The sequence below is a fragment of the Glaciibacter sp. 2TAF33 genome (assembly GCF_052114945.1).
GTDB lineage: Bacteria > Actinomycetota > Actinomycetes > Actinomycetales > Microbacteriaceae > Cryobacterium.
On the sequence record NZ_JBFRFS010000008.1, the window covers coordinates 121,064 to 145,827 of the forward strand.

Genomic DNA, 24,764 nt, shown 5'->3' on the forward strand with positions numbered 1-24,764 from the left:
CGTTGTCAATCTTCGTGGTCGCGAACCCGCTGCTGCCAGCAAGGCAAGCCTAACCACGCAGCCGGTGATCCCGGCCGGTTTCGTACTTCAAACTATCTTGATGTCGAGATAACTCTAGCCCAGATCCGACGGCTCCGCCTTGCGATATACCGCCCGCACCAGAAGCCACGACACCACGAGCAGGGGCGCATAGAGAGGGATGCCCATCAGCAGCCTCGTGGCTCCCAGCCACTCGACATTCCCCGCGTAATAGAGAGGGAGCTGGACGGCCAGGCGCAGCACGAACAGTCCGGCCCAGCACACGGTCAGAACGGTGAGCATCCGGCGTTTCACCGGGTCGAGCCGCCAGGCCGTTCCCTCGCCCATCAGGAAGCCGACCGCCAGGCCGACGAGCGGCCAGCGCACGAACACCGAAACGAGCAGTGCGGCGGCGTAGGCGGCGTTGGTCCAGAAGCCGGGCAGGTAGAAGTTCTCCGCCTTGCCGCTGAGGAGCACCAGCACCGCGCTGACACCGATGCCGACCAGGCCCCCGATGGCCTGGGTGACGGTCTGCTTCTGCGCCAGCCGGGCCGCCGCGAAGCCGATTCCAATGACGACCGGGGCGATCAAAGCAGGGACCAGGTCCTGGCTGAAGGTGTAGGTGAGCAGGAATACGAGGCCCGGGAGCACCGCTTCGACGATCCCGCGGATGCCGCCCATCGCGGCGAGCAGGGCGTGGTGGGTGATCGGTTCCCCGTCCGCGACCTGGCCCAGTCCGGCGCGCCGGGCGGCCTGCGCCATGCCGTCGGCGAATGCGCCGGCTACCGGGCTGGGGTCAGCGCCGGAGGTGTTCGCCGGCTGGCCGGGCCCTGGCTCCGGGATGGGCTCACCGGGATCGTTGTCATGGTCCTGCATCATCGCGCCGGCGGCGTCACGCCTCGCTGGGTTCGCCCGCCGGCGTGGACGGCATCCGAAGCGGAATCAGGTCCCGTGGCGGCATCGGGGTGCTCCCGCGCACGACGACGATGCTGCGGAACAGGTCCTCCACCTCGGCTGCGGCCTCCGGGTTCACCGCACCTTCCCCCGCGATCACGCCGCGGAGGAACCAGCGCGGGCCGTCGACGCCGACGAATCGGGCCAGCCGGGTGGTGCCGCCGTCCCCCTGGCCTGCGGCGACGGGGATCTCCGCGACGAGTTCAGGACCGAACGGCCCCTCGCGCAGGGTGGTCGTGCCGCCCTGCTTGCCGATCTGGTCGGCGATCTGGTCACGGATCTCGTGCCACAGCCCGCTCGAGCGGGGTGCCGCGAATGGCTGCACCTGCAGCGTGGATCCGGCGAAGTCCAGGCCGACAGCGACGACCCGCTTGCTGCCCTCTTCGATCTCAAGCCGCAGGTGCAGGCCCTCACGGGGAAGGATCTTGATACCGCCGAGATCGACGTAGGGCCGAACCGGGTTTGCCTCCGCGTCGTCGAGCGGCCCCTCGGTCTCCCGGTCTTCGGGGGCCGACTTGGGCATGGGTTCGGGAAATTCTTCGCCAGTGACGTCGCTCACCGTGCTGCTCCTGTCTGCTGTGCGCTGGTTTGCTGGGCGCCGGCTCTCTCTTTGGCCAGGCCGGTCGACCCGAATCCGCCGATATCGCGCTGGCTGCCGGGCAGGCGGTCCACCGGTACGAATTCAGCTCGAACGACAGGCATGATGACCAGCTGGGCGATGCGGTCGCCCACCTCGATGGAGTACGACTCCGCGATATCGGTGTTGAGCACAGCGACCTTGATCTCGCCGCGGTAGCCGGCGTCGACGGTGCCCGGCGAGTTCACGATGGTGATGCCGTGTTTGGCAGCCAGCCCGCTGCGCGGAACCACGAAGGCGGCGTAGCCGTCCGGCAGGGCGATGGACACCCCGGTGCCGACCAGTGCCCGTTCACCGGGAGCGAGGACGACGGCTTCGCTGGAGTGCAGGTCCGCCCCTGCGTCACCGGGGTGCGCATAATCGGGGACAACGGATGCGGTAATCAGTACTTCGACGCTTTCTGCCACGTGTCGAGGCTAGTGCAGATATCTGATCGAATAGAGCCATGCCTGAAGAACGCGGAAAGCACCCTGATGAGCGGCCCGGCCAGCCGGTGTACCGGGAGAGAGTGTGGGCCTCGCCCTGGATGTTCGTGGCGACCGCCCTCGTGATTCCCGCCAGCCTGCTGGTGTTCGCGCCCATCTCCATGGTCGCCGGCGTGGTCACAGCGATCGTGTTGTACAGCGGATGTGTCGCGCTGTTGGTCCTGGCCTCACCCGTTGTCGAGGTGCGAGACGGGAAGTTCACCGCGGGCAAGGCACAGATCGACACCCGGTTGCTCGGCGACGCCGAGGCATCCGTTGGCGAGGAAGCACGGCAGGAACGCGGTCCGCGCCTCGATGTGCGCGCCTGGCTGCTGATCCGCGGCTGGGCCGACGGGGTGGTGCGGGTTCCGCTCCAGGATGAGAACGACCCCGCGCCCTACTGGCTCGTCTCGAGCCGTCGTCCAATGAAACTGGCCGCCGCGATCAATCGATCGCGACGGCCGGCTTCACAGGGGTGATTCCCTGAGCAACGTGTGCCCCTAGGCGTCGCACTCCAGGCAAATCGGGCCGAGCTTGGTCTCGTGGGAAATCTGTGACCGGTGCTTCACCAGGAAGCACGAGACACAGGTGAATTCGTCGGCCTGCGGGGGCAGGACGACAACGTCGAGGTCGAGGTCGGACAGATCGGCGCCGGGCAGCTCGAAACCGCCGGGGTTGTCGGCGTCGTCTACATCCACAACGCCGGACATCTTGTCTGGCACACGCTCCTTGAGGGCCTCAATCGACTCAGAGTCGTCTTCGGTCTTCCGCGGTGCGTCGTAATCGGTTGCCATGCCCATCCATTCCAGTAACGCCGATCAAACGAAATCGGCGGGCACAGTTTGCATCATTCCTATTCGAATAGCAAACCCGGATCAGCCCACTTCAATCGGCACAGGCATCAACTTCCGGCACGCCCGGTGTATTCCCCGGAAATGGGCACGGGGCATGGCAGTCTTGGGCACATCAGTGATCGCGAGAGGGCTTTCGCCATGCAGGAATTGAAGGTAATCGGAGTCGAGAACGGCGCGCTGCTCGCAGCGAGCGAAGAGGGTGATCGTTTTCGGATCGCCATCGATGAAGTTCTCCAGTCCCGGCTTCGCCAAACCCAAACGGAGCCGACCACGGGCCCGAAGCTGTCGCCGCGGGAAATCCAGACCCACATCCGCTCCGGCATGTCGGCTGAGGATGTGGCGGCCGTCACCGGCGCGTCACTTGACTACGTGCGCCGGTTCGAAGGACCGGTGCTCGCCGAACGCGAATACATCGTGTCATCGGCGCTCAGCGTGCCGGTGCACACCGCCATCGACCCCGACCCGGTCGACGATGAGGCCAATTTCGGCAGCGTGATCCGGGAGCGGCTTGCCGCCCTCGGCGCGTCGAACGAGCGCTGGGCCAGCTGGAAGGAACCCGACGGCGGGTGGATCGTGAAGCTGTCGTTCACCGCTGACGATATCGACCACGACGCGCGCTGGGGGTTCGAGCCGAAGAAGAACTCGTTGTCGCCGCTCGGCAGCGAAGCGATCGCCCTTTCCCAGCAGGGAGAGCTCAAGGGTGCGCTGATCCCCCGCCTCCGCGCCGTCGGCGCCGAGACCAGCGCCGCCGACATCTCACGATTCGACAGTGGAGCCTTCACCTTCAAGGATTCACTGCCGGATGAAATCCTGAACGACACGGCGCCCCAGTTGGAGCCGGTACCCTATGGCCGGTCGATCGCACGGGACGACGCGGTCTCCAAGGCCGCGATCAAGCGCGCCGACGAGCCCAAGCAGAGCCTGAGCGAGACGGCCGACCTGCTCGAGGCGCTGCGCAAGCGGCGCGGGGAACGGGAAGCCGCCACGTTCGGCGAGGACGACTCCCCCGTTCACTCCGGCGGCATGCGGCTGGTCGACGTGCCACTTGAGACCTTCGACGAAATCGACAACCACGTCGACACGACACTGCCTGACGCGCCGATCGCCCCGTCGCGAGCGGCCCGGAACCCCTGGGCGAACCAGGGAGCGCAGGCGCAGTCATCGGCTGCGGCGTCGCCGCCGAAGTCATCCGACGCGAAGACGTCAGCCCGGAACACCGGCAGCCATGGCAAACGCGGCCGCGCTTCGATGCCCAGCTGGGACGAGATCGTCTTCGGCGCCCGCACCGACGACGACCTGGCCTGATTTCCGGACACGCTACCCCTTACCGTCTTCACTCGTCGAGTGAAAACGGGGGGTGAACCGGGACGCATCCGTCGTATAGTTGTTCGAACGAATGTTCGAACAGGCGGGTGAGTGGCATGTCCCAGATCGATGAACCGGTGACCGTGTGGACCAAGGATACGGGCGAACCGGAACGCCTGGTCTGGCGCACCCGGCGGTTCCGCGTCACCGACATCCCGACCGCGCTGGTCGGGCCTTGTGACTGGTGGGGGCCCTTCTCCCCGCACGGTTTCGGCATCGGACATCCACCGTTGGCCATCGCCGGCTGGCGGTTCCAGGCCACAGCGGATGACGGGGAGACGCACGTGTTCGACGTACACCACGAGGACGACGGCGCCCATCCCTGGCGCCTGATGCGTATTTTCGACTGAATCTTTCGACTGGGTATTCGACTGGGTATTCGACTGGGCCGTTTCTCGCAGGCATACTGATCACCATGGTGACACCGGCCTCCCGCACCGACGTGGTGCGCCTCAGGCTTCGCGGCCAGGCCCTGGTCGACCACGACCTGAACTCCCCCGTCGACGTGGTCGAACGGATGCTGGCGCTGCAGGCGCAGGACTTCCTCGCCGGAAAGTGGGCCATCGGAATCCGCTCACCCGGCTTGTCGTCGGCAGACGTCGACACCGCCATCAACTCCGGCGCCATCGTGCGCTCCTGGCCGATGCGCGGAACCCTGCACTTCGTACCCCCGGCCGACCTCAACTGGATGCTGCAGCTGACGACGCCGCGACTGCTCGCCGGCACCCGGACACGCCAGGCGCAACTCGACCTGGACCAGTCAGTGATCGAGGGCGCCAGGGCGGTCGCCGTCGACGTACTCTCCGGCGGGCGGAGCCTGAGCCGCGCAGGATTTCAGCACGCGCTCGAGGACCGGGGCATCGTCACGTCGGGCCAGCGCGGCTATCACCTGATCTGGCATCTGGCGCAGTCGGGCACCCTGTGCTGGGGACGCATCGACGGCACCGCCCAGGTGCTCGTGCTGCTCGACGAGTGGGTGCCGCGTCCTCGACGTCTCGAGCGTGACGAGGCGCTGGGTGAATTCCTGCTGCGGTACCTGCGCGGCCACGGACCGGCGACGATCAGGGATTTCGCCTGGTGGTCGCAGCTCACGCTGGCGGACGCTCGCACCGCCCGTGCAGTCGCCGGCGATCGGCTACCGAACTCGACGTGCACGGCGAGACCCTGTACCTCGATGCCGCAACGGATGCCGGCGAGCTCGGCAGCCGCATCCGCCAACGCTCACCGGTGCTCACCCTCGGCAATTTCGACGAATACCTGCTCGGGTACCGCGACCGCTCCTTCTGCGTCGACCCCGCGGACCTGGTGCGGGTGGTGCCGGGCAAGAACGGCATCTTCCTGCCGCTCATGGTCTCGAACGGGCGGGTCATCGGCACCTGGCGGAGGCTCGCAAAGGGGCGCTCGATCACGGTGGAGCCCCAACCCTTTGCGGCCTTCTCCGATCGAACAGCGGCGAGCTTCGCGCGGAGCATCAAGCGGTACGCGACCTTCCTCGACCTGACGGCCACGGTGACGTCCCCCACACCGGCGCGTGGGCGGTGACGACCGAAGAGCAGCGGCCTCATCATCGATGATCAGCGAATCAGACTGGCGTCGCTGTCGCCTCATTCCGCCCGTAAGCTGTGACGGCGTTTTGCGTTAGCTTCTCCGCGATGGCCAACGCCTCCAAGCCCTTGCGTCTCCGAGAGGTGAGTGCACCACGGGAACCGGTCTCCTGGCTGATCGCGTCGGCGAAAGCGGGGTGCTGGGTGAACAGGGCACCATCGCCGGTGACTTCACGGAGCGCCGATGACGGATCGTGGCCCAGCGGAACAGGCGATTTCGTGTTTGTGAGCAGGAGACTGGCGACGAAGGCGGTCAAGCCCTTGAACGCCTGGTAGGACCGGTACCCGTCGTGGCCTGTGGCGCCATGTTGGTCAGACCTCCACCACTCCAAATCGAGCCCGTCTTCGATGGCATACCGAAGCGACTTGAAGCTGATGCGCAGAGACCAGAGCGCCGCGCGCTGTTCGAAAGAGAGGTTGTGTTCTACCGCGATCCGCAGAAGGAGAGATTCCAAGTCGCCCTCTGCCGTGGCTGACTTGGCCAAGAATTCGCCTCGCCTCTCTGCTGACGTACGGTCAGGCGCGCTCATGTCCAGTGCCGCGGTCGTACCGGAGACCGGACGACTGTTCCACGACTTCCACGTGGCGAAAAAGGATCCGTACACGCGGTACAACTCAGCTGCCGCCGCCATATCCCTCTCACGCAGGCCGACTAGCTCCTCGGCCTGTTGCTGCAGCCTGGTCTGGCTTTTTTCCCACGCTCGACTATCGACGATTCGTTCGGATTCGCGTCGGTTCGCACGTCTCTCCGTGAACAAAAGGGTCACCAACGCAGCAAACACGCCGAGGACAACCCCTGAGATCACGTTGACCGCGATGTCGTTCCACATCATGCTCACCCAGCCGTCCGCCAGAAGCCCCACCGCCCGGAAGACCAACTCGCCAGCGGCGTAGTCTCAGTGTTTCTCATCCCCCACCTGTAAGCAACGGTCCGGCTACCCGCTTTCGAACCCATGATCGTTGACAAAATGCGCGCTGGAGACGAGTGTTTGCCTGACGCGGTTGTGTGCGCAGAAGGAGTCGGCGAATGTCCAACGCAGAACATGCTTCAGTCTCTGGCCACACGTTCGGGCCCGCAACCCATGCCTCGCAGACTCCCACCGACAAGGCGGCCCCCGTCGATGACTCGTCGGCTCATGGACCCGACCCGGAACTGGCGTCGTGGGCGCACTTCACTCTCGACGTGGGCGTGCCGCTGAACAGAGGTCCTGGTCCGGGCGCGTTTTATGATGATCAATCGCACCGCTACAACACGAAGTACATCAATCCCGACTCGTATCTCCTCAACCTCAGTGCGAAGGTCGGCCTGGATTTGAATCGCCGGGATCAGAGTAACTCGTCCGCCGGGTCTTCCCTCCCACCAGGAAAGAGCGGGGGCGGTGGACCTTCAACGAAACCGATGATCCCCGACGACCTTGTCGCCTTCTCGTGGAACGTTGTATCGAGAGATAACGAATTCCATGACACCAAGATCATCCAGCGCCCTCTCTCCCCGATGGAAATCGTCACCTTCCAACTGCCGCCGCGGCCGGATTCGTATAGCGTTCGCTTGAGGGTGGCCTTCGCGGACGGCAGGTTCGGTGAACGCACGGTTGACTTTGAAGTCAGGGACCTGTTGGTAGTTTCGATCGGCGATTCCTCGGCATCAGGGCAGGGCAATCCCGATGAAATTGGCAGTCTTGCACCATTCGGAGGAACGATTTGTGCACACCCGACAGCAGCAATGATCCTGAGTGCTACGCCGCCCATGGGCAACGACGCTCAGTGGTTGGAGCGAAAGGCGTACCGATCGCTGAAAAGCGTTCCCGCTCAGGCAGCATTGTCACTCGCGACCACATTCGGCTCCACCTTCGCTCCGCCGGACGGAGAACGCCACAATTTCAGCTTCGACCGGATCACCTTCGTCTCGTTCGCACGAAGCGGCGCGGAGGTCCTCAAGGGGCTGCTCGATCCGCAGGAAGGCGATGGTGACTTCATAGGTGCGGGTCAGTTGGAGGAGTGCCGCCGATCGATTGGCGGGCGGCGAATCGACGCATTGCTGATCAACATCGGCGGCAACGACGCCGGTTTCTCGGTTGTTCTGGAGGATCTGGTGAAGAAGGACACGGTGTATACCGGCAGCCTCGCGGGCACCCTCGCCGCGGTTGCCTCTGGGTCTCAAGGGGATGACAAACTCGGGCGAGATCAAGTTGAGAGACGATTGAGCGCCCTGCTCGGGATCGGTCTGCCAGACAACGCCAAAGGCGTACTCGAGGTCCACTACGACGCCTTGGCGGCGATGGTTGGAAATCTGCAGGCGAGCCCCGGTATCGGGGAGGTGTACATGACGGGCTATCCAACCGGCTTATTCGAGGATCGGCAGGCGGACGAAAAGGTCGTGTTCCGCTCATGTGAAATCTTTGACGGCCCTGACATGGATATCACGGACGCCGACGCGAAAATGGTCAAACGCCACGGTAAACATCTGAACGACTTGATCGAGCGCAAAGCGAATGAGTTCAACTGGCATTTCGTCAGCGTAGAGAAGGAGTTCGAAGGTCACGGCTATTGTGCGACGACTTCGGGCTCATTCTGGCGAAAGGCCGCTGAAAGCTGCCGAACACAGGGAGACCTCAACGGTACGATGCACCCGAACGAGCATGGTGTAGCGGCATGGGCGGCCAAGTACGCGGAGGCGTTACGGGCGCATACATTGTCGAAGCAGACCTAATCGTCCGGGACCGTCCTGCGCAGCGTACCGGAACCTCCACTTATCGGTCCACACCGCCACGCTAGCCTGAATACGTGCGACTGACAGCGAACCTTCGATCGACAAGCAGGGTTCCGTTCCTGCAAGCCGTGAAGACGTCAGTGGCCACCATCCTGGCGTGGCTGATAGCGCAGGCCCTGCTTCCGACCGAACTGCCGATCTTCGCCGCGATCGCCGCTCTCCTGGTGGTGCAGCCGAGCATCAACCAGACCGTCGGCAAAGCGGTGGAACGCAGCCTCGGCGTCATCGGCGGTGTCATCGTCGCCTTCGGCGTCGGTCTCCTCTTCGGGCAGTCCAGCTGGATCGTGCTGTTGACGATCGTGCTGTGCATCCTCCTGGCCTGGGCGTTGCGGCTGGCCCCTGGTTCATCGAACCAGATCCCGATCAGTGCCATGCTGGTGCTCTCGATCGGAGCGACCTCGCCGAACTACGCTTTCGACCGGATCATCGAAACAGTGATCGGGGCGGTGATCGCGCTGATCGTGAACCTCGTGATCGTGCCGCCCGTGCTCCTGGCTCCGGCGCACGAAGCCGTCGCCCGCCTGGCGTCCGAAATCGCCGACACCCTCGATCGGGTCGCAAACGGGCTCCGCACGCCGCAGTCCATGGCGCAGCTGGAAGAGATGATGATCACGGCCCGGTTGTTGCGGCCGATGCTGGGGGCAGCGGACCAGGCCATCACCCAGGCCGAGGAGAGCCTCACCCTCAACCCGCGGCAGGCCAAGCTGCGCCGGGAGCTCGACGCCGATGTCGAGTTGCTGCGACGGCAACGGCCACTGGTCACCCGCGCGATCGGCATGTCGCGGGCGCTCCGTGACCACTACGACGATTCCCTGCGCCACGAACCAACCGTGCAGGCGGTATCCCGCGAACTGGGCCGGGCGGCACACGACTTTCGGGTGCTGACCCGGCAGGGCGAGGCAGCGACCGACGACCAGGCGACGGATGCCCAGACGGAGTTGACTCTGACGGCGCCGCTGCAGATTCCAACGCCGCATCCGCAACACTGGATCCTGATCGGAGCCCTGATGGAGGACCTGAGGCGGGTGCGCGAGGAGATCGTCGGCGAGTAGGCATCCGCTCAACTGTCGAATGACCCGTCAACCCGCGACTTAACCACGCGACGACCGCGATGGCTGGTTCCCACCGCGGTCGTCGGCTTGCCGGCCGCTCGGGGCCGAGAGGGGTGATGAAGGAAATTACGCCTGGTTCAGCGCAGCCTGCAGTTCGAGGGTGATGGTCACCTTTTCGCCGAGCAGCACGCCGCCGGTCTCGAGGGCTGCGTTGTAGCTGAGGCCGAAGTCTTCACGGTTGATCTCGGCCTTCGCGGTAGCGCCGCCCTTGTAGTTGCCGTAGGGGTCGCTGCCGAATCCGCCGAATTCGAAGTCGAACGTGACCGGCTTGGTCACGCCCTTGATGGTGAGGTCGCCATCGACGAGGAAGTCGCCCTTGACCTCGCGCACTCCGGTCGACACGAAGTCGATGGTCGGGTAGGTCTCGGCGTCGAAGAAGTCACCGGTGGCGAGGTGGCCGTCGCGGTTGGGCTCGTTGGTGTTGATCGACGCCACGACGGCGTGGGCCGTGACGCTTGAGTCGACCGGGTTCTCGCCGGTGACGAAGGTGGCCGAGAACTGCTCGAACTTGCCCTTGACCTTGCTGATCATCAGGTGACGGATGCTGAAGCCGACCTCGCTGTGGGTCGGGTCGATGGTCCAGGTGCCTGCACGGTAGCCGGGGATCGTGGTGGTGATGGTTTCGCTCATGCGTTGTCCTCCAGGGGAAGTCGACGGGGCACGTTCCGCGCCCTCGGATATATGCAAGTGCATGGAACCTGCTGGTATTCCGAATCCGGGAGAATTTCTTTCCCGGCGGCCGTCAGGGTGCTGCGGCCAGGGAGTGCCGGAGGGTGAGCAGTCGCCGCGCATCGTCGTCGATGACGGATGCCGGAATCCTGCCGGAGCCCACCGCCTGGGCGATACTGCCGATCAACCCCGGAAGGTCGATGTTCTCCACGGCCGGGTCGGCGGGGAGGACGTAGAGGAGCATTGTGTTGCCGGCGGCCAGCGCCCGGATAGCGTTCTCCGCGGGATCGGCGTATTGCGGAAGACCGGTGTGCTGGAGCATCAGCATGTCATCTGTGATCGTCACCCCGTCGAAGCCCAGCGGTCCGCGAAGCACCTCGTGCCAGCGGGCGGACAGGCTCGCCGGCAGCGGGTCGACCGCGGGGTAGGCAAGGTGGCCGAACATGACCAGCTCAGCACCGGCAGCGATTCCGGCCTGGAACGGCAGGGCCGGACCGTTCAGCCAGGACTGGTAGTCCAGGCCTGCCACCGGAACGGTATGGTGCGAATCCCCCGGAGCCCCGCCATGACCGGGGAAATGCTTGAGCGTACTCAGCACCTGCCCGCGCTCACCGGCCGCGGCCGCAGCCACCCGCACGGCTGACGAACCGGCATCGGTGCCGAGCACCCGGTCGAAGATGAATGAGCCCGGGTCGGCCGTGACATCGGCGACGATGCCGAAGTTGACGTTCACACCGGAGGCGGCCAGCAGGCGGGCCCGGCTGCCGAACGCCTCCCGGGTCGCCTGCGGCGGCAGGGTGCGAAGCTGTTCGGCCCCTGGAGCGGTGTCGGAGGGGAGCCGGCTGACGGTGCCCCCCTCCTGGTCGATGCCCACCAGAAGCGGAAGGCGGGCATCCGCGCTCAGCGCCCCGGTGACGGCGGGGAGCTGGCCGGGGTCGGCCGGCACGTTGTCACCCATCATGATGAGACCCCCGAGGCCGTACGTATCGACCAGCGAGCGAAGCGGAGCCGGGTCGGTGCCGGGATAGTGAAGCATCAGCATGCTGCCGATCCTCTGCTCCAGGGTCATGCTCGCCAGCGTGTCGGCGACGTAGGCCCGCGCCGGATCAGGCCGGGTCTGGGTGGGTGACGGATGCCCGGGCGCTCGCCCCGCTTGGGACGCAGGGCCGGTGGAGCAACCCGCGACAAGGAGCACCGGCACCAGGGCGAGGATCCCGGCCAGACGTCCGGCGGTGGAGGCCCACCGCCCGGTGATGCGCCCTGGCGAGACCGCGCTGAGAAAACCCATCAGTCGAGACTAACCCGGCTGGCTGCGAATTCCCGGCCCGGTTGGCTAGGCTCACACAGCACAGGAGGCCGTGATGCAGGTGCGAGACTTCGCCGCCGAAGCGGTGCTCATCGCCGGGGGCGGGCGGGCGATCCTGCTGCAGCTCGCCCATCCGGCCGTCGGCCACGGGGTGGCCAATCACAGCGATTTCGCGTCCCGGCCGCTCGATCGCCTGCACGCGACGCTGACCTACGTGTACGCGGTCGCCTTCGGAACACCGGAAGACGTCGCGACCGTGGTGCGCCGGGTCAACCGGGCGCACGGTCCCGTGCACGGGACGCGCGATGACCGGTCCCCCGCGTACAACGCCTTCGACCCGGAGCTGCAACTGTGGGTCGCGGCCACGTTGTACGACTCGGCGATAATGGTGCGGGAACTGGTCTTCGGGCCGCTGACCGACTCAGAATTGGATGCCCTGTACGCGCAGTACGCCGACATCGGCACCACGCTGCAGATGCCGGCGACGCTGTGGCCACCCGATCGGGCCGCATTCAACCGCTATTGGGAGGAACACCTGGGCGCACTGGCACCGGATGCGGTCACGCGCGACGCCGCCCGCCGGTTGCTGTACCCGCCGGTCGGACCGGTACTGTTTCGAAGTTTCATGCCGCTGGTGCGCCTGCTGACCGTGGGTCTCCTTCCACCCCGGGTGCGGGAGCTGTATGGACTGCGGTGGACACCAGAGCTGGAGCGCCGGTTCCGGCGCGTCTTCCGCATCGTCTCGATGGTCTATCCGAGGCTTCCCCGGCGCCTGCGGCACTGGCCGAAGAACCACTACCTGCGCGCCCTGCGGGCTTCCGCCGATGTGCGCCGGGTCAGATAGGCCGGGAGGAGGAACCGCCGGTCAGCCGATCGCGTCGAGCCGTTCCCGGGCCCGACGCTCGCGCGCCAGCGCGGTGTCGGCCCGGTCCGCGGCGGCGGCGCGTTCGCGTTCGAGGCGATCTGACTCGCGCGCCAGTGCCGCGATCATCGTTGTCACCTCATCCGCTTTCTGTTGGAGGTCGGTGAGTTCGTCCTCCAGGGCGGCACGCCGCGGCGAGAGGTCATCGATGCTTCGTTCGACTTCCGCCAGCCGCGTCTCTGCTTCCTCGGAATGCCGGATGGCCTCATCGGCGGCACGCTGCGCCTCCTCGCGGCGTTTGGACGCGGCCGCCTCGCGGGCAGCCCGCCCGCGTGCCGCAGCAGAATCCCCTGCCTCATCGCGGTGCTCCGCATCCGTGCCGCTGGCAGGCCGGGTGCCGTCGCCCTTCGCTGCGGTACCCCCGGACGATGGAATCGCCAGGGCGTGGGTGGTGTCCACCGGCTCCAACCCGGTCGACGCCAGCGGACGGATCAGGCACCCGGTGCGCACGGCCCCTTCCGCGTCCGGGTCCGCCAGGGCAGCCTGCAGCGTCTGTTCCACATCGTTGACTGCCGACGGACTGACCGTCATGCCGAGCTCGACGGCGATTGCGGTGCCTTGTCGCGCGATCGCCCTGACCAGTTCCTGCCGTGCCCGCCCCAGCCGCTGCAGTTCTGTCCGATCCAGCTCGTCCTGCGCTGCCCGCAGAGCCGCCCCCAGCTCGAACAGCCGCTCGAGTTCATCGGGGCGCGCACGCACCAAGAGGTTCAGCACCGCCGCGCTCGTTGCGGGCTTCGGCAGCGCTCCGATGGTCTTCGCCAAAGCCGCATCGCCGCCGGTGCGAGCCTCCTTGGCCCTGGCGGTGCGGGCGGCTGTGAACTCCGCGGGCACCAGCCCGTACAGTTCTGCGGCGACATCGGCCAGCTCCACCATGTGGGAACACTATCGTGCGTCGCGCTGCCCCCGGCGCGGTGCCGAGCCGTAGAGTCGGTGGGAGACACTCGACCAGCGACGGAGGACCAGCATGGCGGGCAGAACCTCGGATTGGCGGAGCACCCGGCTCGCCGGGCTCCTCGGCCTGCGACTGCCGATCGTACTGGGACCGTTCGGTGGCATCTCCTCGGTGCCGCTGGCCGCGGCCGTGAGCAACGCGGGAGGACTTGGTTCCTTCGGCCTCTATGGTTACGACGCCGGACGCATCAGCGAGACCACCACCCGGCTGCGCGCCGCAACCGACCGGCCGTTCAACCTCAACCTGTGGCTTGACCACGACGAGGCCACCTCCCTCCGCCCGAGTGAGGCTGAATTCGCGGAATGGCTTCGGCCCCTGGTGCCGTATTTCACTGAACTCGGCGTTCCACTGCCCACCCGGCCAGACCGGTTCCTGCCGACTTTCGACGAGCAGTTCGAGGCGGTGCTCTCGGCCCGACCCGACGTGGCAAGTTTCGTCTTCGGGGTTCCGTCCGCCGACGTGCTCGAGCGGTGCCGCACCGCGGGCATCCGTACCGTCGGCTCTGCGACCACCGTCGATGAGGCTGTCGCGCTTGACGCGGCCGGTGTCGACGCGATCGTGGCGACGGGGTTCGAGGCGGGCGGCCACCGGGTCTCGTTCCTCCGCGAGGCCGAGGAGTCCCTCACCGGGTTGTTCGCCTTGCTCCCGCACATCGTCGACGCGGTCAGCGTGCCGGTGATCGCCGCGGGCGGCATCGCCGACGGCAGGGGAATCGCCGCAGCGCTCACCCTCGGCGCCGACGCGGCACTGATCGGAACGGCGTTCCTGGCCACCCACGAGTCGGTCGCCCCCGCCGTCCACAAAGCGGCCATTCACGGCGGCGAGGCGGGGCACACCGTGTTGACGCGGGTGTTCAGCGGACGCCTGGCCCGGGGCATCCCGAATCGCATGCAGCGTGAGCTGGACCAGGTCAGCGCCGACCTGGCGCCTTTCCCGGTGCAGAACTGGCTCACCGGACGATTCAAACCGATCGCCGCGGAACAGGGGAACGGCGAACTGATGTCGATGTGGGCGGGCCAGTCGGCGCCCCGTGCCCGGAGCATTCCGGCGGCGGATCTCATCTCGGCCCTGGAAGCGGAGACCGACGCCGCCCTCGGTCGCTGGCGGTAGTCTGGAATTCCACGACGTAGAGGATTCCAATGACGCAACGCCCGGCGACGGACGAGCCAGGCCGGCGTGGCGGCTCGGTCGCCCGGAACCCCGGGCTCGACGACATCGACCGGAGAATCGTCGCCGAACTCAGCCACGACGGCCGGCTCTCCATCCGAACGATCGCCGATCGGGTGCACATCTCACGGACGGCGGCGCACACCCGGGTGCAACAGTTGCTGGCACGCGGCGTCATCACCGGTTTCGGCGCCCAGGTCGATCGAAAATCACTCGGCCTCCACGTCTCTGCGCTGGTCGTCGTGAAGATCGGCGATGTCTCCTGGGCCGAGATCGCCGCCAGACTGACCGCGCTCCCGTTCGTGGAGAAGGCGCAGGCGGTCAGCGGCGACATCGACATCATCCTCACCGTGAGCGCGCCGGACCCGGAACAGTTGAGCCAGGCGATCCTGCGTGACATCCACAGCATGAAGGGCGTGATCTCCACTCGCTCGCACCTCATCCTGGAAGAGATGCAGGGCCACGCCCCGACCTCTTCTGTGGACAGTTGGCCTGACTAAGGCCACTTCCCGGCCCAATTGGCGGCCCCGTGCCGGTGTTCGGGCCAATCGTACATATCTGGCTCCAGAACGGTGCCCGCGTGGCCGCCGTGACGCACGATAGCGTCATGAGCCTCAGTGTTGAGAACAGCGGCGTCGCCGGCGCCGCCGCCGAGTACAGTGCCACAGCGGACCGGGCGGTGAGCGACTCCCTCGCCCCCGATCCCCTGCGCCTGATCGATGAAACAGGGCACGCGGTCAGCCAGGCGGACGTCGACCGGGTCGTCCTGGGACAAGCGGCATACGGCCAGACCACGACCGGCGAGATCCGGATGCCCGATGGCGCGACCCTGCTCGGGCTGTATCGGCAGATGGTGATCGCACGCCGCTTCGACCTGCAGGTCACGGCGCTCACCCGGCAGGGCCGCCTCGCCACCTATCCGTCCGCACTCGGGCAGGAGGCCTGCGAAATCGCCGCGGTCGCCTCGCTGGAGCGCGGGGACTGGCTGTTCCCCACCTATCGAGACAGCATCGCCCTGCTCACCCGCGGCGTGCAACCGGCGGACATCCTCACCTCGTTCCGCGGCGACTGGCACAGCGGCTACGACTACCGCGCGCACCACATCGCGCCGCAGGCGACCCCGCTCGCCACCCAGGCGCTACACGCGGTCGGACTCGCGACAGCCTCGAAGCTCAAGCAGGACAGCGTCGTCGCCCTCACCCTCCTCGGCGACGGCGCAACGAGCGAGGGCGACGCCCACGAGGCGTTCAACTTCGCGGCGGTCTGGCAGGCCCCGGTCGTGTTCGTGGTGCAGAACAACCAGTTCGCCATCAGCGTGCCCCTGGACAAGCAGATGCACTGCCGCACCATCGCCGACAAGGCCGTCGGCTACGGCATGCCCGGCTACTACGTCGACGGCAACGACGTGGCGGCGATGTACGCGGTGATCTCGACAGCGGTCGCGAATGCACGCAACGGCCACGGCCCGACGCTCATCGAAGGCCTCACCTACCGGATGGAGGCGCACACCAACTCCGACGACCCCACCCGGTACCGCGCCGCCAGCGAGGTCGAGGCCTGGAAGGGCAAGGATCCGATCCAGCGCCTCGAACGGTACCTCCGGGCGGCCGGGCTTCTCTCCGACGCCGAACAGGCCGAGATAGCGGATGCCGCGGAGCAGGTCGCCGCCGAGACCCGCGACTGCATGTCCCGCGACGCCGTCATCGATCCGCTCGAGCTGTTCGACCACCTCTACGCGACACCTCGCCCCGCCCTCGCCGGGCAGCGGGCCGCGCTGGCCGGGGAACTGGCCGAGCACGCAGCGCACGCAACGCCGGCGCCCGGCGAGCACCAGACCACCCCCGCGGCATCCGTCGCCCCCCAGGACGGCAACCGCTCATGACCACCACGACGCCCATCGCACCCGTGGTCGCTCGGAAACCAGCCGCCCCGACCACCATGGCCGCCGCCCTCAACGCCGCGATCCACGACGCGATGGCCGCCGACCCGGCGGTGGTGTTGTTCGGGGAGGACGTCGGGCCGCTCGGCGGAGTGTTCCGGGTCACCGACGGCCTGTATGCCGAATTCGGTGAGACCCGGGTCAGCGACTCGCCGCTGGCGGAATCGGGGATCGTCGGCACCGCGATCGGGATGGCGATCTATGGGCTGCGACCCGTCGTTGAGATGCAGTTCGACGCGTTCAGTTACCCGGCCTTCCAACAGATCGTGTCTCACGTCGCGAAGATGCGCAATCGCACCCGTGGCAAGATCGAGCTGCCGATCGTGATCCGCATCCCCTACGCCGGCGACATCGGCGGGGTGGAGCACCACTCCGACTCCTCAGAGGCGTACTGGACCGCGACGCCGGGGCTCACGGTCGTCACACCGTCCAACCCCGCCGACGCGTACTCGATGCTGCGCGAAGCGATCCAAAGCGACGACCCGGTGATCTTCATGGAACCGAAGAGCCGCTACTGGATGAAGGACGAACTCAGCCTCCCGGTGCAGACCACGCCAATGAACAAGGCCGACGTGCTGCGCGAGGGCGCCGACGTCACCCTGATCGCATACGGCCCGACCGTCAAAACCGCGTTGGCCACCGCCGAGCTGGCCGCCGAGGAAGGCTTGTCGGTCGAGGTGATCGATCTCCGCAGCCTCTCCCCGTTCGACGACGAGACGGTGAACGCGTCGGTGCGGAAGACCTCCCGCGCCGCCGTCATCCACGAAGCCGCCCAGTTCGGCGGCTACGGGGCGGAGGTCGCGGCCCGGCTCACCGAACACAACTTCTTCCACCTGGCCGCGCCGATCCTGCGGATCACCGGCTTCGACATCCCGTACCCCTCCCCCAAGCTCGAGGAGCATTTCCTGCCCACCCCGGACCGAATCCTCGCCGCACTCGGCCGCTGGGAATGGTCATGAGCGACTTCCTCCTTCCCGACCTCGGCGAGGGACTCACCGAGGCGTCAATCGTGTCCTGGCTGGTGCAGCCGGGTGACACCATCGCCATCGACCAGCCGGTGGTCGAGGTCGAATCGGCGAAATCCGTCGTCGAATTGCCCTCGCCGTACGGCGGGGTGGTCGAGAGAGTCTTCGGCGCGGTCGGCGACGTCATCCACGCCGGTTCGGTGCTCGTGACGGTGGCGGATGCCGCGCCTCGCGAGGCGCGTACCGGTCCGGGTGCCGGGGTCGGCGAGGGCGTCGGCCCCGGCGTGGGCGCCAGCCTCGGCTCTGTCGACGAAACCACAGTGGCCGCGGCCGCCGCCAGTACCCCCACCGAAACCTCCGGCGCTGTGCTCGTTGGCTATGGCACCAGCAGCCGCCCCCGCCCGGCACGCCGCCCGGTCGAGGGCCGGTTCGGCCGGAAGGACCGCGACAGTGCCGCCCCTTCCGCCCCTGCGACAGTCCTCGACCCCGATCGCCGATCGCCCGTCGTGTCGCCGTTGGTACGGCGGCTCGCCCGCGAGAACGGCTTCGACGCCAGCCAACTGGCCGGCAGCGGTCGCGACTCGCTGGTGGTGCGGGGCGACGTGGAGTCCTTCATCCGGGAGCGCCACCGCGCCGCGGCGACGCAGTCGCCCGCACCACGGGCGTCGGAGCCCGTAGCCGTGCCAACCGCTGCAGCGGCCGAGACCGAACCAACGGCATCCGCTCGGGACGCATCCGCATCGGCCGGCGCCACGGCACCGCCAGAGGATACCCGTATCGCGATCACCGGACTGCGGAAGGCGGTGGCCCAGCGGATGAGCGTGTCGCGGCGGGAGATCCCCGAGGCGACGATCTGGATGGACGTGGACGCGACCGCACTCTTCGCCGCGCGGGACCAGCTGCTGGCGGCAACCGGCGAACGGTTCAGCGTCACCGCGTTGATCGCCCGCTTCGTGGTGGCCGCGCTGAAGGCGTATCCGTTGTTGAACTCGTCGGTCGACACCGCCAGCCAGGAGATCCTGCAGCACGGTGCGATCAACCTGGGGATCGCGGCGCAGACCCCCCGCGGGCTGATGGTTCCGGTGATCCATGACGCCCAGTCGATGACCACCCGGCAACTGCGCGACGCTGTCGCCACCCTGGTCACCGAGTCGGCGGACGGCTCCTTCGCCCCGAGCGCACTGGCCGGCGGCACCTTCACCCTGAACAACTTCGGTTCCCTCGGCGTCGACGGGTCGGCGGCGATCATCAACCACCCCGAGGCCGCGATCCTCGGCATCGGCCGGATGATCGAACGGCCCTGGGTAGTCGACCACCAGCTCGCGGTGCGGACCGTCGTTGAGCTCTCGATGGTGTTCGACCACCGGGTCTGCGACGGCGGCACGGCGGCCGGCTTCCTCACCCACGTCGCCCGCTCGATCGAGTCGCCGGTGTCGCTGCTCGCCGAACTATGAGCGCGCCCGCGTTCGCGACGGGACGCGATCCCGGTAACCGGTCGGACACTGCGCTGCGTCACGGGCTGAACGGATCGCAATGCGCGGGCTGAACGCCGCTGCGCCCGTTGAATACGGTACGCGCACTGGCGTTCAACCGGCGCAGCTTGTCGCGCCCCCGTTCGACGTGCGCAGCTGCAGGCGAAGCCGGCCGGGCATCAGCTGCGACCGCGGAAGACCGGCGCCCGCTTCTCCTGGAAGGCGCGGAACCCTTCTACGAAGTCCGGGGTGCCGGCGAGGTCGGCCTGCGCCCGGTTCTCCCCCGCGATCGAATCCCAGAGGCCCAGTCGTTCGTCGCGGACCGCCGCGACCAGGGCCTTGCTGGCCAGGAACGCCTCGGTCGGGCCGGCAGCGACCCGGGCCACCTTCGCGCGGGTGAAGTCCAGCACCTCGTCGTCTGGCATGGCACGGCTGAACAGACCGGATGCGACGGCGTCGGCCCCACTCATCAGCTCGGCCGTGTAGATCAGGTCGAGGGTGCGGTGGGCGCCGAGTCGTTCGATGAACAGGGCGTGGCCGCCGGAGTCCAGGGTCGCCCCGAGTTTCGCGAAGGGGGAACCGATCTTCGCGCTGTTGCCCACGTACACGACGTCGGTGGCAATCAGCAGCCCCAGTCCGACGCCGAGGCACGCCCCGTGCGCGACCGCGAACGTCGGCGCCGGGAACGCGCTCATCGTCCTCAGGACCGGGGTGAGGACATCCGTCATGAAGCCGAACGCGTCATCCGTTGCCGGGTCGACGCCGGCGATGTCCCGCCCGGCGCAGAAGGCCCGCCCCGCACCGCGGAGCAGGAGCGCGCGCACCCCGGCGGAGGCGGCCTCGTCGTACGCGGCACCGAGTTCGGCGAGGGACGCGGGATCGAGCGAGTTGAGCTTCTCGGGCGCGTTCAGCACCACCTCGGCGACATCGTTCTCGATGGTCAGCTCGATCACTGCGGCCCCCCGTGTCGGTTGTCGAGCCAGTCGAGACGCGACCACTGACTAGACGTCATAGTCGACGCTCACGGCTTCGCTGGTGGGCAGCGACTGGCAGGTGAGCACGTAGCCACGTTCCAGTTCCTCCGGTTCGAGCGCGAAGTTCTCTTCCATTTCGACCGTGCCACCGACCAGCTTGGCGCGGCACGTGCCGCACACACCACCGGCACAGGCGAACGGCACGTCCGGCCGCACCCGGAGGGCGGCGTTCAGCACGCTTTCCCGACCGTGCACGGGCGTGGTCACGGTGGATGCTCGACCATCGAGGGTGAACGTGATCGAATGCACCGCGCCGCCCGGGTCCACCTCGACCGGCCGCCCATGTGAGCCTTCGGGTCGGTTCGGTTCCCCGGTCGTGAAGAGTTCGAAGTGGATGTCGCCGGCCGCGACTCCCGCTTCGGCGAGGGTGTCCCGGCAGAGTTGCACCAGTTCGAACGGGCCGCAGATGAACCACTCGTCGACGGTTTCCGGGCGCACCAGCGTCCCGAGGATCGCCTGCAGCTTCTGGTGGTCGATGCGACCGGAGAGAAGCGGGGAGGTGCGCGTCTCGCGGGTGAGCACGTGGTGAAGCGCCAGCCGGGCCGGGTAGGTGTCTTTGAGGTCGGCGAGGTCCTCGAGGAACATCGTGTCCAGGGCGGTGCGGTTGGAGTAGACGAGTGTGAACTGCGAGTGCGGCGAGGCAGCCAGCACGCTGTGCGCCAGCGCCACCACCGGGGTCACCCCTGACCCGGCGGCAATGGCCGCGAAGTGCCGGTCGAGGTTTGCGCCCGGCGAGACGACGAAGTTGCCCTCCGGGCTCATCACATCCAGCTGGGCACCCGGGGCCAGGTTCCCCAGCGCCCAGGTCGAGAACGCTCCTCCGAGGTCGCGTTTGATGGCCACCCGGATCTCCCCCGGCGCCGGAGCGGCGCAGATGGAATAGCTGCGGCGCAGCTCCGTGCCGTCGATGGTGGCGCGGATCGCCACGTACTGCCCCGGGTCGTAGTCGTAGGCGCCGGCCAACTCGGCCGGCACGGCGAAGGCGACCTCGATCGAATCCTCGGTGAGCGGTCGCACCTGCGACACCGTCAGGGTATGGAACCGGGCACGTCGACGCGGCACGACCTGGGTATCCGTTGTCGCGGCCACGGTCAGTGGTCCTTGAAGAAGTCGAACGGCTCCTGGCAGCGCTGGCAGGCGTAGAGCGCCTTGCAGGAGGTGGACCCGAACCGGCTGAGCTGGCGGGTGTGCAGCGAACCGCAGTGCGGGCAGCGCACCCCGAGCCCGAGCGACACCGGGCCGGCCGGCCGGGTGCCGGTGGGTGGGGCGATGCCGAACTCCTCGAGTTTGCGTTTGCCGTCGGCGCTCATCCAGTCTGTGGTCCACGCCGGGCTGAGCACCACCCGCACGGCCACGTCGGAGTAGCCCGCGGCGGCCAGCACGGTGACGATGTCGTCGCGGATCGCCTCGACGGCGGGGCAACCGGAGTAGGTCGGGGTGATCGACACGAGGACACTGCCGCCGGAAACGGAGGCCTCGCGCAGGATCCCGAGGTCCGCGATGGTCAGCACGGGCACCTCCGGATCGACCACGGTGGCGGCCAGGTCCCAGACGGCGGCGGAGGCGGCATCCGTCGGGCGGGGGCGGGCGACGGATTCGGTGTGATCCGCGGCGGCCGGCGAATGAGCCAGTCTGCCCACTGTCATGGGGGTCATCGTGCTCACCAGCTCGCCCCCGGGTGCTGCCGGGCGAGGACCTGCATCTCGGCCAGCAGGGCGCCGAAGCTGCCGGAGTGCACACCGTGGCGGCCGCCGCCGCGGGCGACGAAGCCCTCGGGCAGGGCAAGGCCGGCCCGGCCCATGACCGTTGCGACGAGGACGTCGAACGGCTCCCGCAGGGTGGACGGGCGAACGGCGACACCGCGAGACGCGTCGGCCAGCGCGTCGGTCAGCTCGTCATCGCGAAAGAGTTCGTCCACGTACGGCCAGACGTCGCGGAGGGCGACATCCACGCGGTCGCGGGACTCCTCCGTGCCCTGGCCGAGCCGAAGCATCCACTGCGCACTGTGGTCGCGGTGATAGTCGACTTCCTTGACCGCCTTGGCGGCGATCGCCGCCAGGACCGGGTCAGCGGATGCCGACAGCCGGGTGTAGAGCTCGAACTGGTAACACGAGACGGCAAGCTGGCGCACGATGGTGTGCGCGAAGTCCCCGTTCGGCAGTTCGAACAGTTGCGCGCACCGCCAGTCGGGTTCATCGCGGAGGTAGGCGAGGTCGTCTTCGGTCTTGCCCCAGGCGCTGCCGGCATAGGTGAGGAAGGAGCGGGCGTGCCCGATCAGGTCGAGGGCGATGTTGCCGAGTGCGATGTCCTCTTCGATCTCCGGGGCGCGGGCGATCCATTCGCCCAGGCGCTGGGCGAGGATGAGGGCGTCGTCGCCGAGGCGGAGCGCGTATTCGGCGACCGGCGCCGAAGCGGCGGCGGCGGGGTCGCGGAGCTGCTCGGCGATCCGTTCGGGGGTGAGCGCGTCACCCGGGGTGATTTTCTGCGACATGGTCAGCGCTCCCAGTTACAGATGGCGGACCAGGCCGGCTTCGGTGTAATAGCTGGCGTGGCGGTAGTCCTTGCCCTGGGGGGACTCGAAGAACGCACCGCGCGCGTCGGGGTCCGACGCGGTGATCATCGCCGACGGCACCACCCACACCGAGACCCCCTCGTTGCGCCGCGTGTAGACATCACGGGCGTTGCGGACCGCCATCTCGGCATCCGGTGCATGCAACGACCCGGCGTGCACGTGCGACAGGCCGCGTGACGAGCGGATGAAGACCTCCCACAGCGGCCACTGCTCGCGGCCGCCGGATTCGCCTGGACTCGTCATCAGGCCACCTTTCGGTCGCTCTGGTCAGCCTGGACAGCCTGCTTGCGGGCGTATTCGCGGGCGGCTTCTCGAACCCATTCGCCGTCTTCGTGGGCCTGCCGGCGGCGTTGCAGCCGCTCGGCGTTGGCCTGCCCGCGCCCGGCGAGCACCTCGTGGAACTCAGCCCAATCGAGCTCGCCGAAGTCGTAACCGCCGCGCGCCTCATTCCACGCGATATCGGGGTCTGGCAGGGTGATGCCCAGCACCTCGGCCTGCGGGACCAGCATGTCGACGAATCGCTGGCGCAGTTCATCGTTGCTGAACCGTTTGATGTTCCACGCCATCGACTGCTTTGAGTTCGGCGATTCGTCGTCGGGCGGCCCGAACATCATCAGGGCGGGCCCGTACCAGCGGTTCACGGATTCCTGGGCCATCTCCCGCTGTGCCGGCGTGCCGCGCATCAGGCTGAGCAGGATCTCGAACCCCTGCCGCTGGTGGAAGGATTCCTCCTTGCAGATGCGCACCATGGCGCGTCCATACGGTCCGTAGGAGGCCCGGCAGAGCGGCACCTGGTTGCAGATCGCGGCGCCGTCGACGAGCCAGCCGATGGACCCCATGTCGGCCCAGGTCGGGGTGAAGTAGTTGAAGATCGATGAATACCGGGCCGTGCCCGTGATCAGCTGCTCGAACATGGTGTCCCGGTCGGTGCCGAGGGTCTGTGCGGCCGAGTAGAGGTAGAGGCCGTGACCGGCTTCGTCCTGCACCTTGGCCATCAGGATGGCCTTCCGCTTCAGGCTCGGGGCCCGGCTGATCCAGTTGCTCTCCGGCTGCATGCCGATGATCTCGGAGTGCGCGTGCTGCGAGATCTGGCGCACCAACGTGCGGCGGTAGGCCTCCGGCATCCAGTCGGTCGGTTCGATCCGGCCGTCTGAGGCGATCAGTTCGTCAAACGCCACCTGCTCCGGGCTCGGGCTTGAAACCGGATCTGCGACACTGGGAATCGACATCGACCACACCTTGCCCTAATTACTGACTGACCGTTCGTTTAGGCTAACATTGGACATCGCAGCGGTCAAGCGAGCCGGAATCGAGGACTCATGGGTACGACGGATGCTCTCACGCCAGCAGTCACGTCGGTACAGCGGGCGGGCCGGCCCGGCCACGACCGGCAGAGCGTGCTGACGATTGCCGTGGAGACGTTCAACGAGTTCGGCTACGAGGCCACCTCGATGGGCACCCTGGCCGAGCGCCTCGGCACCAGCAAGTCGGCGATCTACCACCACTTCCCGAGCAAGGAAGAGGTGCTCAACCGCGCGCTCGACTACGCGCTGGATGGGCTCGAAGCGATCCTCGACGAGCCCAGGGCCAGCGCCGGGACCGCCGAGGCGCGGCTGCGCTTCGTGGTCACCGAGGCGGTGCGGGTCTTGTGCGAACGACTGCCCTACGTGACCCTGCTGTTGCGTCTCCGCGGCAACACCCCGATCGAGCGGCATGCGCTGGATCGTCGGCGCGCGTTCAACGCGGCGATGGCGGGGCTGGTGGAGTCCGCCAGCTCAGACGGCACGTTGCGCACCGACGTGGACGCCCGCACGATCACCCGGTTGTTGTTCGGCATGATCAACTCGATCGTCGACTGGTACCGGCCGGGCGGGCCGATGAAGCCGGCCCAGCTGGCGGAGGACGTGCTCGCGGTCGCCTTCGACGGCATCCGCTCGCACTGAGCCACCCTCGCCGACCCCTGAAGCCCCCGCATCACCCCGTGGCCG

Annotated in this window: 27 protein-coding genes and 1 pseudogene; 14 read left to right on the plus strand and 14 right to left on the minus strand. The window is 67.4% G+C overall.

The window, feature by feature from the left end; translation table 11 throughout:
- Window positions 1–114 precede the first annotated feature (114 nt).
- Genes AB4Y94_RS09800 through dut form a run of 3 tightly spaced genes read right to left on the minus strand, consistent with a single transcriptional unit; the run spans window position 115 to window position 2,016 of the window.
- Entirely contained in the window at window positions 115–894 is a 780-nt protein-coding gene (locus AB4Y94_RS09800) for a DUF3159 domain-containing protein (RefSeq protein ID WP_441727631.1), read from the minus strand.
- 16 nt (window positions 895–910) lie between these two features.
- Window positions 911–1,495, minus strand: coding sequence for a DUF3710 domain-containing protein (locus tag AB4Y94_RS09805; RefSeq protein ID WP_441727783.1), 585 nt, complete (start codon window positions 1,493–1,495; stop codon window positions 911–913).
- Window positions 1,496–1,527: 32 nt separating this feature from the next.
- Window positions 1,528–2,016, minus strand: a complete 489-nt coding sequence (gene dut / locus AB4Y94_RS09810; protein ID WP_441727632.1) for a dUTP diphosphatase — start codon at window positions 2,014–2,016, stop codon at window positions 1,528–1,530.
- A gap of 38 nt (window positions 2,017–2,054) precedes the next feature.
- Between dut and AB4Y94_RS09815 the strand changes: the two genes are divergently transcribed.
- Entirely contained in the window at window positions 2,055–2,552 is a 498-nt protein-coding gene (locus AB4Y94_RS09815; protein WP_441727633.1) for a DUF3093 domain-containing protein, read from the plus strand.
- 21 nt (window positions 2,553–2,573) lie between these two features.
- Here the strand turns inward: AB4Y94_RS09815 and AB4Y94_RS09820 are convergent, their stop codons facing one another.
- A complete protein-coding gene (locus tag AB4Y94_RS09820) occupies window positions 2,574–2,867 on the minus strand; it encodes a DUF4193 domain-containing protein (protein WP_441727634.1) in 294 nt (97 codons plus the stop codon).
- Window positions 2,868–3,065: 198 nt separating this feature from the next.
- Here AB4Y94_RS09820 and sepH point away from each other — a divergent pair, with 198 nt between their 5' ends.
- The 4 genes and pseudogenes from sepH to AB4Y94_RS09840 all read left to right on the plus strand — a co-directional run bounded on the left by sepH (window position 3,066) and on the right by AB4Y94_RS09840 (window position 5,834).
- On the plus strand, window positions 3,066–4,232 hold the full coding sequence (gene sepH / locus AB4Y94_RS09825) for a septation protein SepH (RefSeq protein WP_441727635.1): 1,167 nt from the start codon (window positions 3,066–3,068) through the stop codon (window positions 4,230–4,232).
- A 116-nt stretch (window positions 4,233–4,348) separates the two neighbouring features.
- Entirely contained in the window at window positions 4,349–4,642 is a 294-nt protein-coding gene (locus AB4Y94_RS09830; RefSeq protein WP_441727636.1) for a DUF6504 family protein, read from the plus strand.
- Between the two features lie 167 nt (window positions 4,643–4,809).
- A pseudogene (locus AB4Y94_RS09835) lies at window positions 4,810–5,355 on the plus strand (DNA glycosylase AlkZ-like family protein); the annotation flags it as partial.
- A gap of 14 nt (window positions 5,356–5,369) precedes the next feature.
- Entirely contained in the window at window positions 5,370–5,834 is a 465-nt protein-coding gene (locus AB4Y94_RS09840; RefSeq protein WP_441727637.1) for a DNA glycosylase AlkZ-like family protein, read from the plus strand.
- 40 nt (window positions 5,835–5,874) lie between these two features.
- Here the strand turns inward: AB4Y94_RS09840 and AB4Y94_RS09845 are convergent, their stop codons facing one another.
- Entirely contained in the window at window positions 5,875–6,729 is an 855-nt protein-coding gene (locus AB4Y94_RS09845) for a hypothetical protein (RefSeq protein WP_441727638.1), read from the minus strand.
- A 194-nt stretch (window positions 6,730–6,923) separates the two neighbouring features.
- Here AB4Y94_RS09845 and AB4Y94_RS09850 point away from each other — a divergent pair, with 194 nt between their 5' ends.
- Together AB4Y94_RS09850 and AB4Y94_RS09855 are read left to right on the plus strand one after the other, a co-directional pair.
- Window positions 6,924–8,606 (plus strand): hypothetical protein, encoded by a 1,683-nt coding sequence (locus AB4Y94_RS09850; protein ID WP_441727639.1) that lies wholly within the window; start codon window positions 6,924–6,926, stop codon window positions 8,604–8,606.
- A gap of 74 nt (window positions 8,607–8,680) precedes the next feature.
- A complete protein-coding gene (locus AB4Y94_RS09855; RefSeq protein ID WP_441727640.1) occupies window positions 8,681–9,718 on the plus strand; it encodes an FUSC family protein in 1,038 nt (345 codons plus the stop codon).
- Between the two features lie 126 nt (window positions 9,719–9,844).
- On the opposite strand, the gene AB4Y94_RS09860 is transcribed toward AB4Y94_RS09855, so the two are convergent.
- Window positions 9,845–10,408: a YceI family protein gene (locus AB4Y94_RS09860; RefSeq protein WP_441727641.1), complete on the minus strand. Its 564-nt coding sequence runs from the start codon at window positions 10,406–10,408 to the stop codon at window positions 9,845–9,847.
- Between the two features lie 112 nt (window positions 10,409–10,520).
- On the minus strand, window positions 10,521–11,735 hold the full coding sequence (locus tag AB4Y94_RS09865; RefSeq protein WP_441727642.1) for a glycoside hydrolase family 3 N-terminal domain-containing protein: 1,215 nt from the start codon (window positions 11,733–11,735) through the stop codon (window positions 10,521–10,523).
- Window positions 11,736–11,808: 73 nt separating this feature from the next.
- On the opposite strand from AB4Y94_RS09865, the gene AB4Y94_RS09870 reads away from it, so the two are divergent.
- On the plus strand, window positions 11,809–12,597 hold the full coding sequence (locus tag AB4Y94_RS09870; RefSeq protein WP_441727643.1) for an oxygenase MpaB family protein: 789 nt from the start codon (window positions 11,809–11,811) through the stop codon (window positions 12,595–12,597).
- Between the two features lie 21 nt (window positions 12,598–12,618).
- Here the strand turns inward: AB4Y94_RS09870 and AB4Y94_RS09875 are convergent, their stop codons facing one another.
- On the minus strand, window positions 12,619–13,548 hold the full coding sequence (locus tag AB4Y94_RS09875; protein ID WP_441727644.1) for a hypothetical protein: 930 nt from the start codon (window positions 13,546–13,548) through the stop codon (window positions 12,619–12,621).
- Between the two features lie 91 nt (window positions 13,549–13,639).
- Here AB4Y94_RS09875 and AB4Y94_RS09880 point away from each other — a divergent pair, with 91 nt between their 5' ends.
- The 5 genes from AB4Y94_RS09880 to AB4Y94_RS09900 all read left to right on the plus strand — a co-directional run bounded on the left by AB4Y94_RS09880 (window position 13,640) and on the right by AB4Y94_RS09900 (window position 19,152).
- On the plus strand, window positions 13,640–14,737 hold the full coding sequence (locus AB4Y94_RS09880; RefSeq protein WP_441727645.1) for an NAD(P)H-dependent flavin oxidoreductase: 1,098 nt from the start codon (window positions 13,640–13,642) through the stop codon (window positions 14,735–14,737).
- Between the two features lie 29 nt (window positions 14,738–14,766).
- Complete coding sequence (locus AB4Y94_RS09885) at window positions 14,767–15,294, plus strand: Lrp/AsnC family transcriptional regulator (RefSeq protein ID WP_441727646.1); 528 nt, start codon at window positions 14,767–14,769, stop codon at window positions 15,292–15,294.
- Window positions 15,295–15,401: 107 nt separating this feature from the next.
- Window positions 15,402–16,676, plus strand: coding sequence for a pyruvate dehydrogenase (acetyl-transferring) E1 component subunit alpha (gene pdhA / locus AB4Y94_RS09890; RefSeq protein ID WP_441727647.1), 1,275 nt, complete (start codon window positions 15,402–15,404; stop codon window positions 16,674–16,676).
- Window positions 16,673–17,692 carry an alpha-ketoacid dehydrogenase subunit beta gene (locus tag AB4Y94_RS09895; protein ID WP_441727648.1) on the plus strand — a complete coding sequence of 340 codons (1,020 nt, stop codon included), beginning with the start codon at window positions 16,673–16,675 and terminating at the stop codon, window positions 17,690–17,692. Before pdhA ends, AB4Y94_RS09895 begins: the two co-directional genes overlap by 4 nt.
- Window positions 17,689–19,152, plus strand: coding sequence for a dihydrolipoamide acetyltransferase family protein (locus tag AB4Y94_RS09900; RefSeq protein WP_441727649.1), 1,464 nt, complete (start codon window positions 17,689–17,691; stop codon window positions 19,150–19,152). Before AB4Y94_RS09895 ends, AB4Y94_RS09900 begins: the two co-directional genes overlap by 4 nt.
- Window positions 19,153–19,349: 197 nt before the next feature.
- Here the strand turns inward: AB4Y94_RS09900 and AB4Y94_RS09905 are convergent, their stop codons facing one another.
- From AB4Y94_RS09905 to paaA, 6 genes are read right to left on the minus strand one after another with little or no spacing between them, the layout of a single operon-like run.
- The gene (locus AB4Y94_RS09905; RefSeq protein ID WP_441727650.1) at window positions 19,350–20,123 is read right to left on the minus strand and encodes an enoyl-CoA hydratase/isomerase family protein; all 774 of its coding nucleotides are present in this window, start codon (window positions 20,121–20,123) and stop codon (window positions 19,350–19,352) included.
- A 48-nt stretch (window positions 20,124–20,171) separates the two neighbouring features.
- On the minus strand, window positions 20,172–21,299 hold the full coding sequence (gene paaE, locus AB4Y94_RS09910; RefSeq protein WP_441727784.1) for a 1,2-phenylacetyl-CoA epoxidase subunit PaaE: 1,128 nt from the start codon (window positions 21,297–21,299) through the stop codon (window positions 20,172–20,174).
- Window positions 21,296–21,850 carry a 1,2-phenylacetyl-CoA epoxidase subunit PaaD gene (gene paaD / locus AB4Y94_RS09915; RefSeq protein WP_441727651.1) on the minus strand — a complete coding sequence of 185 codons (555 nt, stop codon included), beginning with the start codon at window positions 21,848–21,850 and terminating at the stop codon, window positions 21,296–21,298. The genes paaE and paaD overlap by 4 nt, the downstream gene beginning before the upstream one ends.
- Window positions 21,851–21,864: 14 nt before the next feature.
- Window positions 21,865–22,695 carry a 1,2-phenylacetyl-CoA epoxidase subunit PaaC gene (paaC, locus tag AB4Y94_RS09920; protein WP_441727652.1) on the minus strand — a complete coding sequence of 277 codons (831 nt, stop codon included), beginning with the start codon at window positions 22,693–22,695 and terminating at the stop codon, window positions 21,865–21,867.
- Window positions 22,696–22,710: 15 nt separating this feature from the next.
- Window positions 22,711–23,019, minus strand: coding sequence for a 1,2-phenylacetyl-CoA epoxidase subunit PaaB (gene paaB, locus AB4Y94_RS09925; protein WP_441727653.1), 309 nt, complete (start codon window positions 23,017–23,019; stop codon window positions 22,711–22,713).
- The gene (gene paaA / locus AB4Y94_RS09930) at window positions 23,019–24,005 is read right to left on the minus strand and encodes a 1,2-phenylacetyl-CoA epoxidase subunit PaaA (protein WP_441727654.1); all 987 of its coding nucleotides are present in this window, start codon (window positions 24,003–24,005) and stop codon (window positions 23,019–23,021) included. The genes paaB and paaA overlap by 1 nt, the downstream gene beginning before the upstream one ends.
- A gap of 90 nt (window positions 24,006–24,095) precedes the next feature.
- On the opposite strand from paaA, the gene AB4Y94_RS09935 reads away from it, so the two are divergent.
- Window positions 24,096–24,719: a TetR/AcrR family transcriptional regulator gene (locus AB4Y94_RS09935; RefSeq protein WP_441727655.1), complete on the plus strand. Its 624-nt coding sequence runs from the start codon at window positions 24,096–24,098 to the stop codon at window positions 24,717–24,719.
- The last annotated feature ends 45 nt before the right edge of the window (window positions 24,720–24,764 follow it).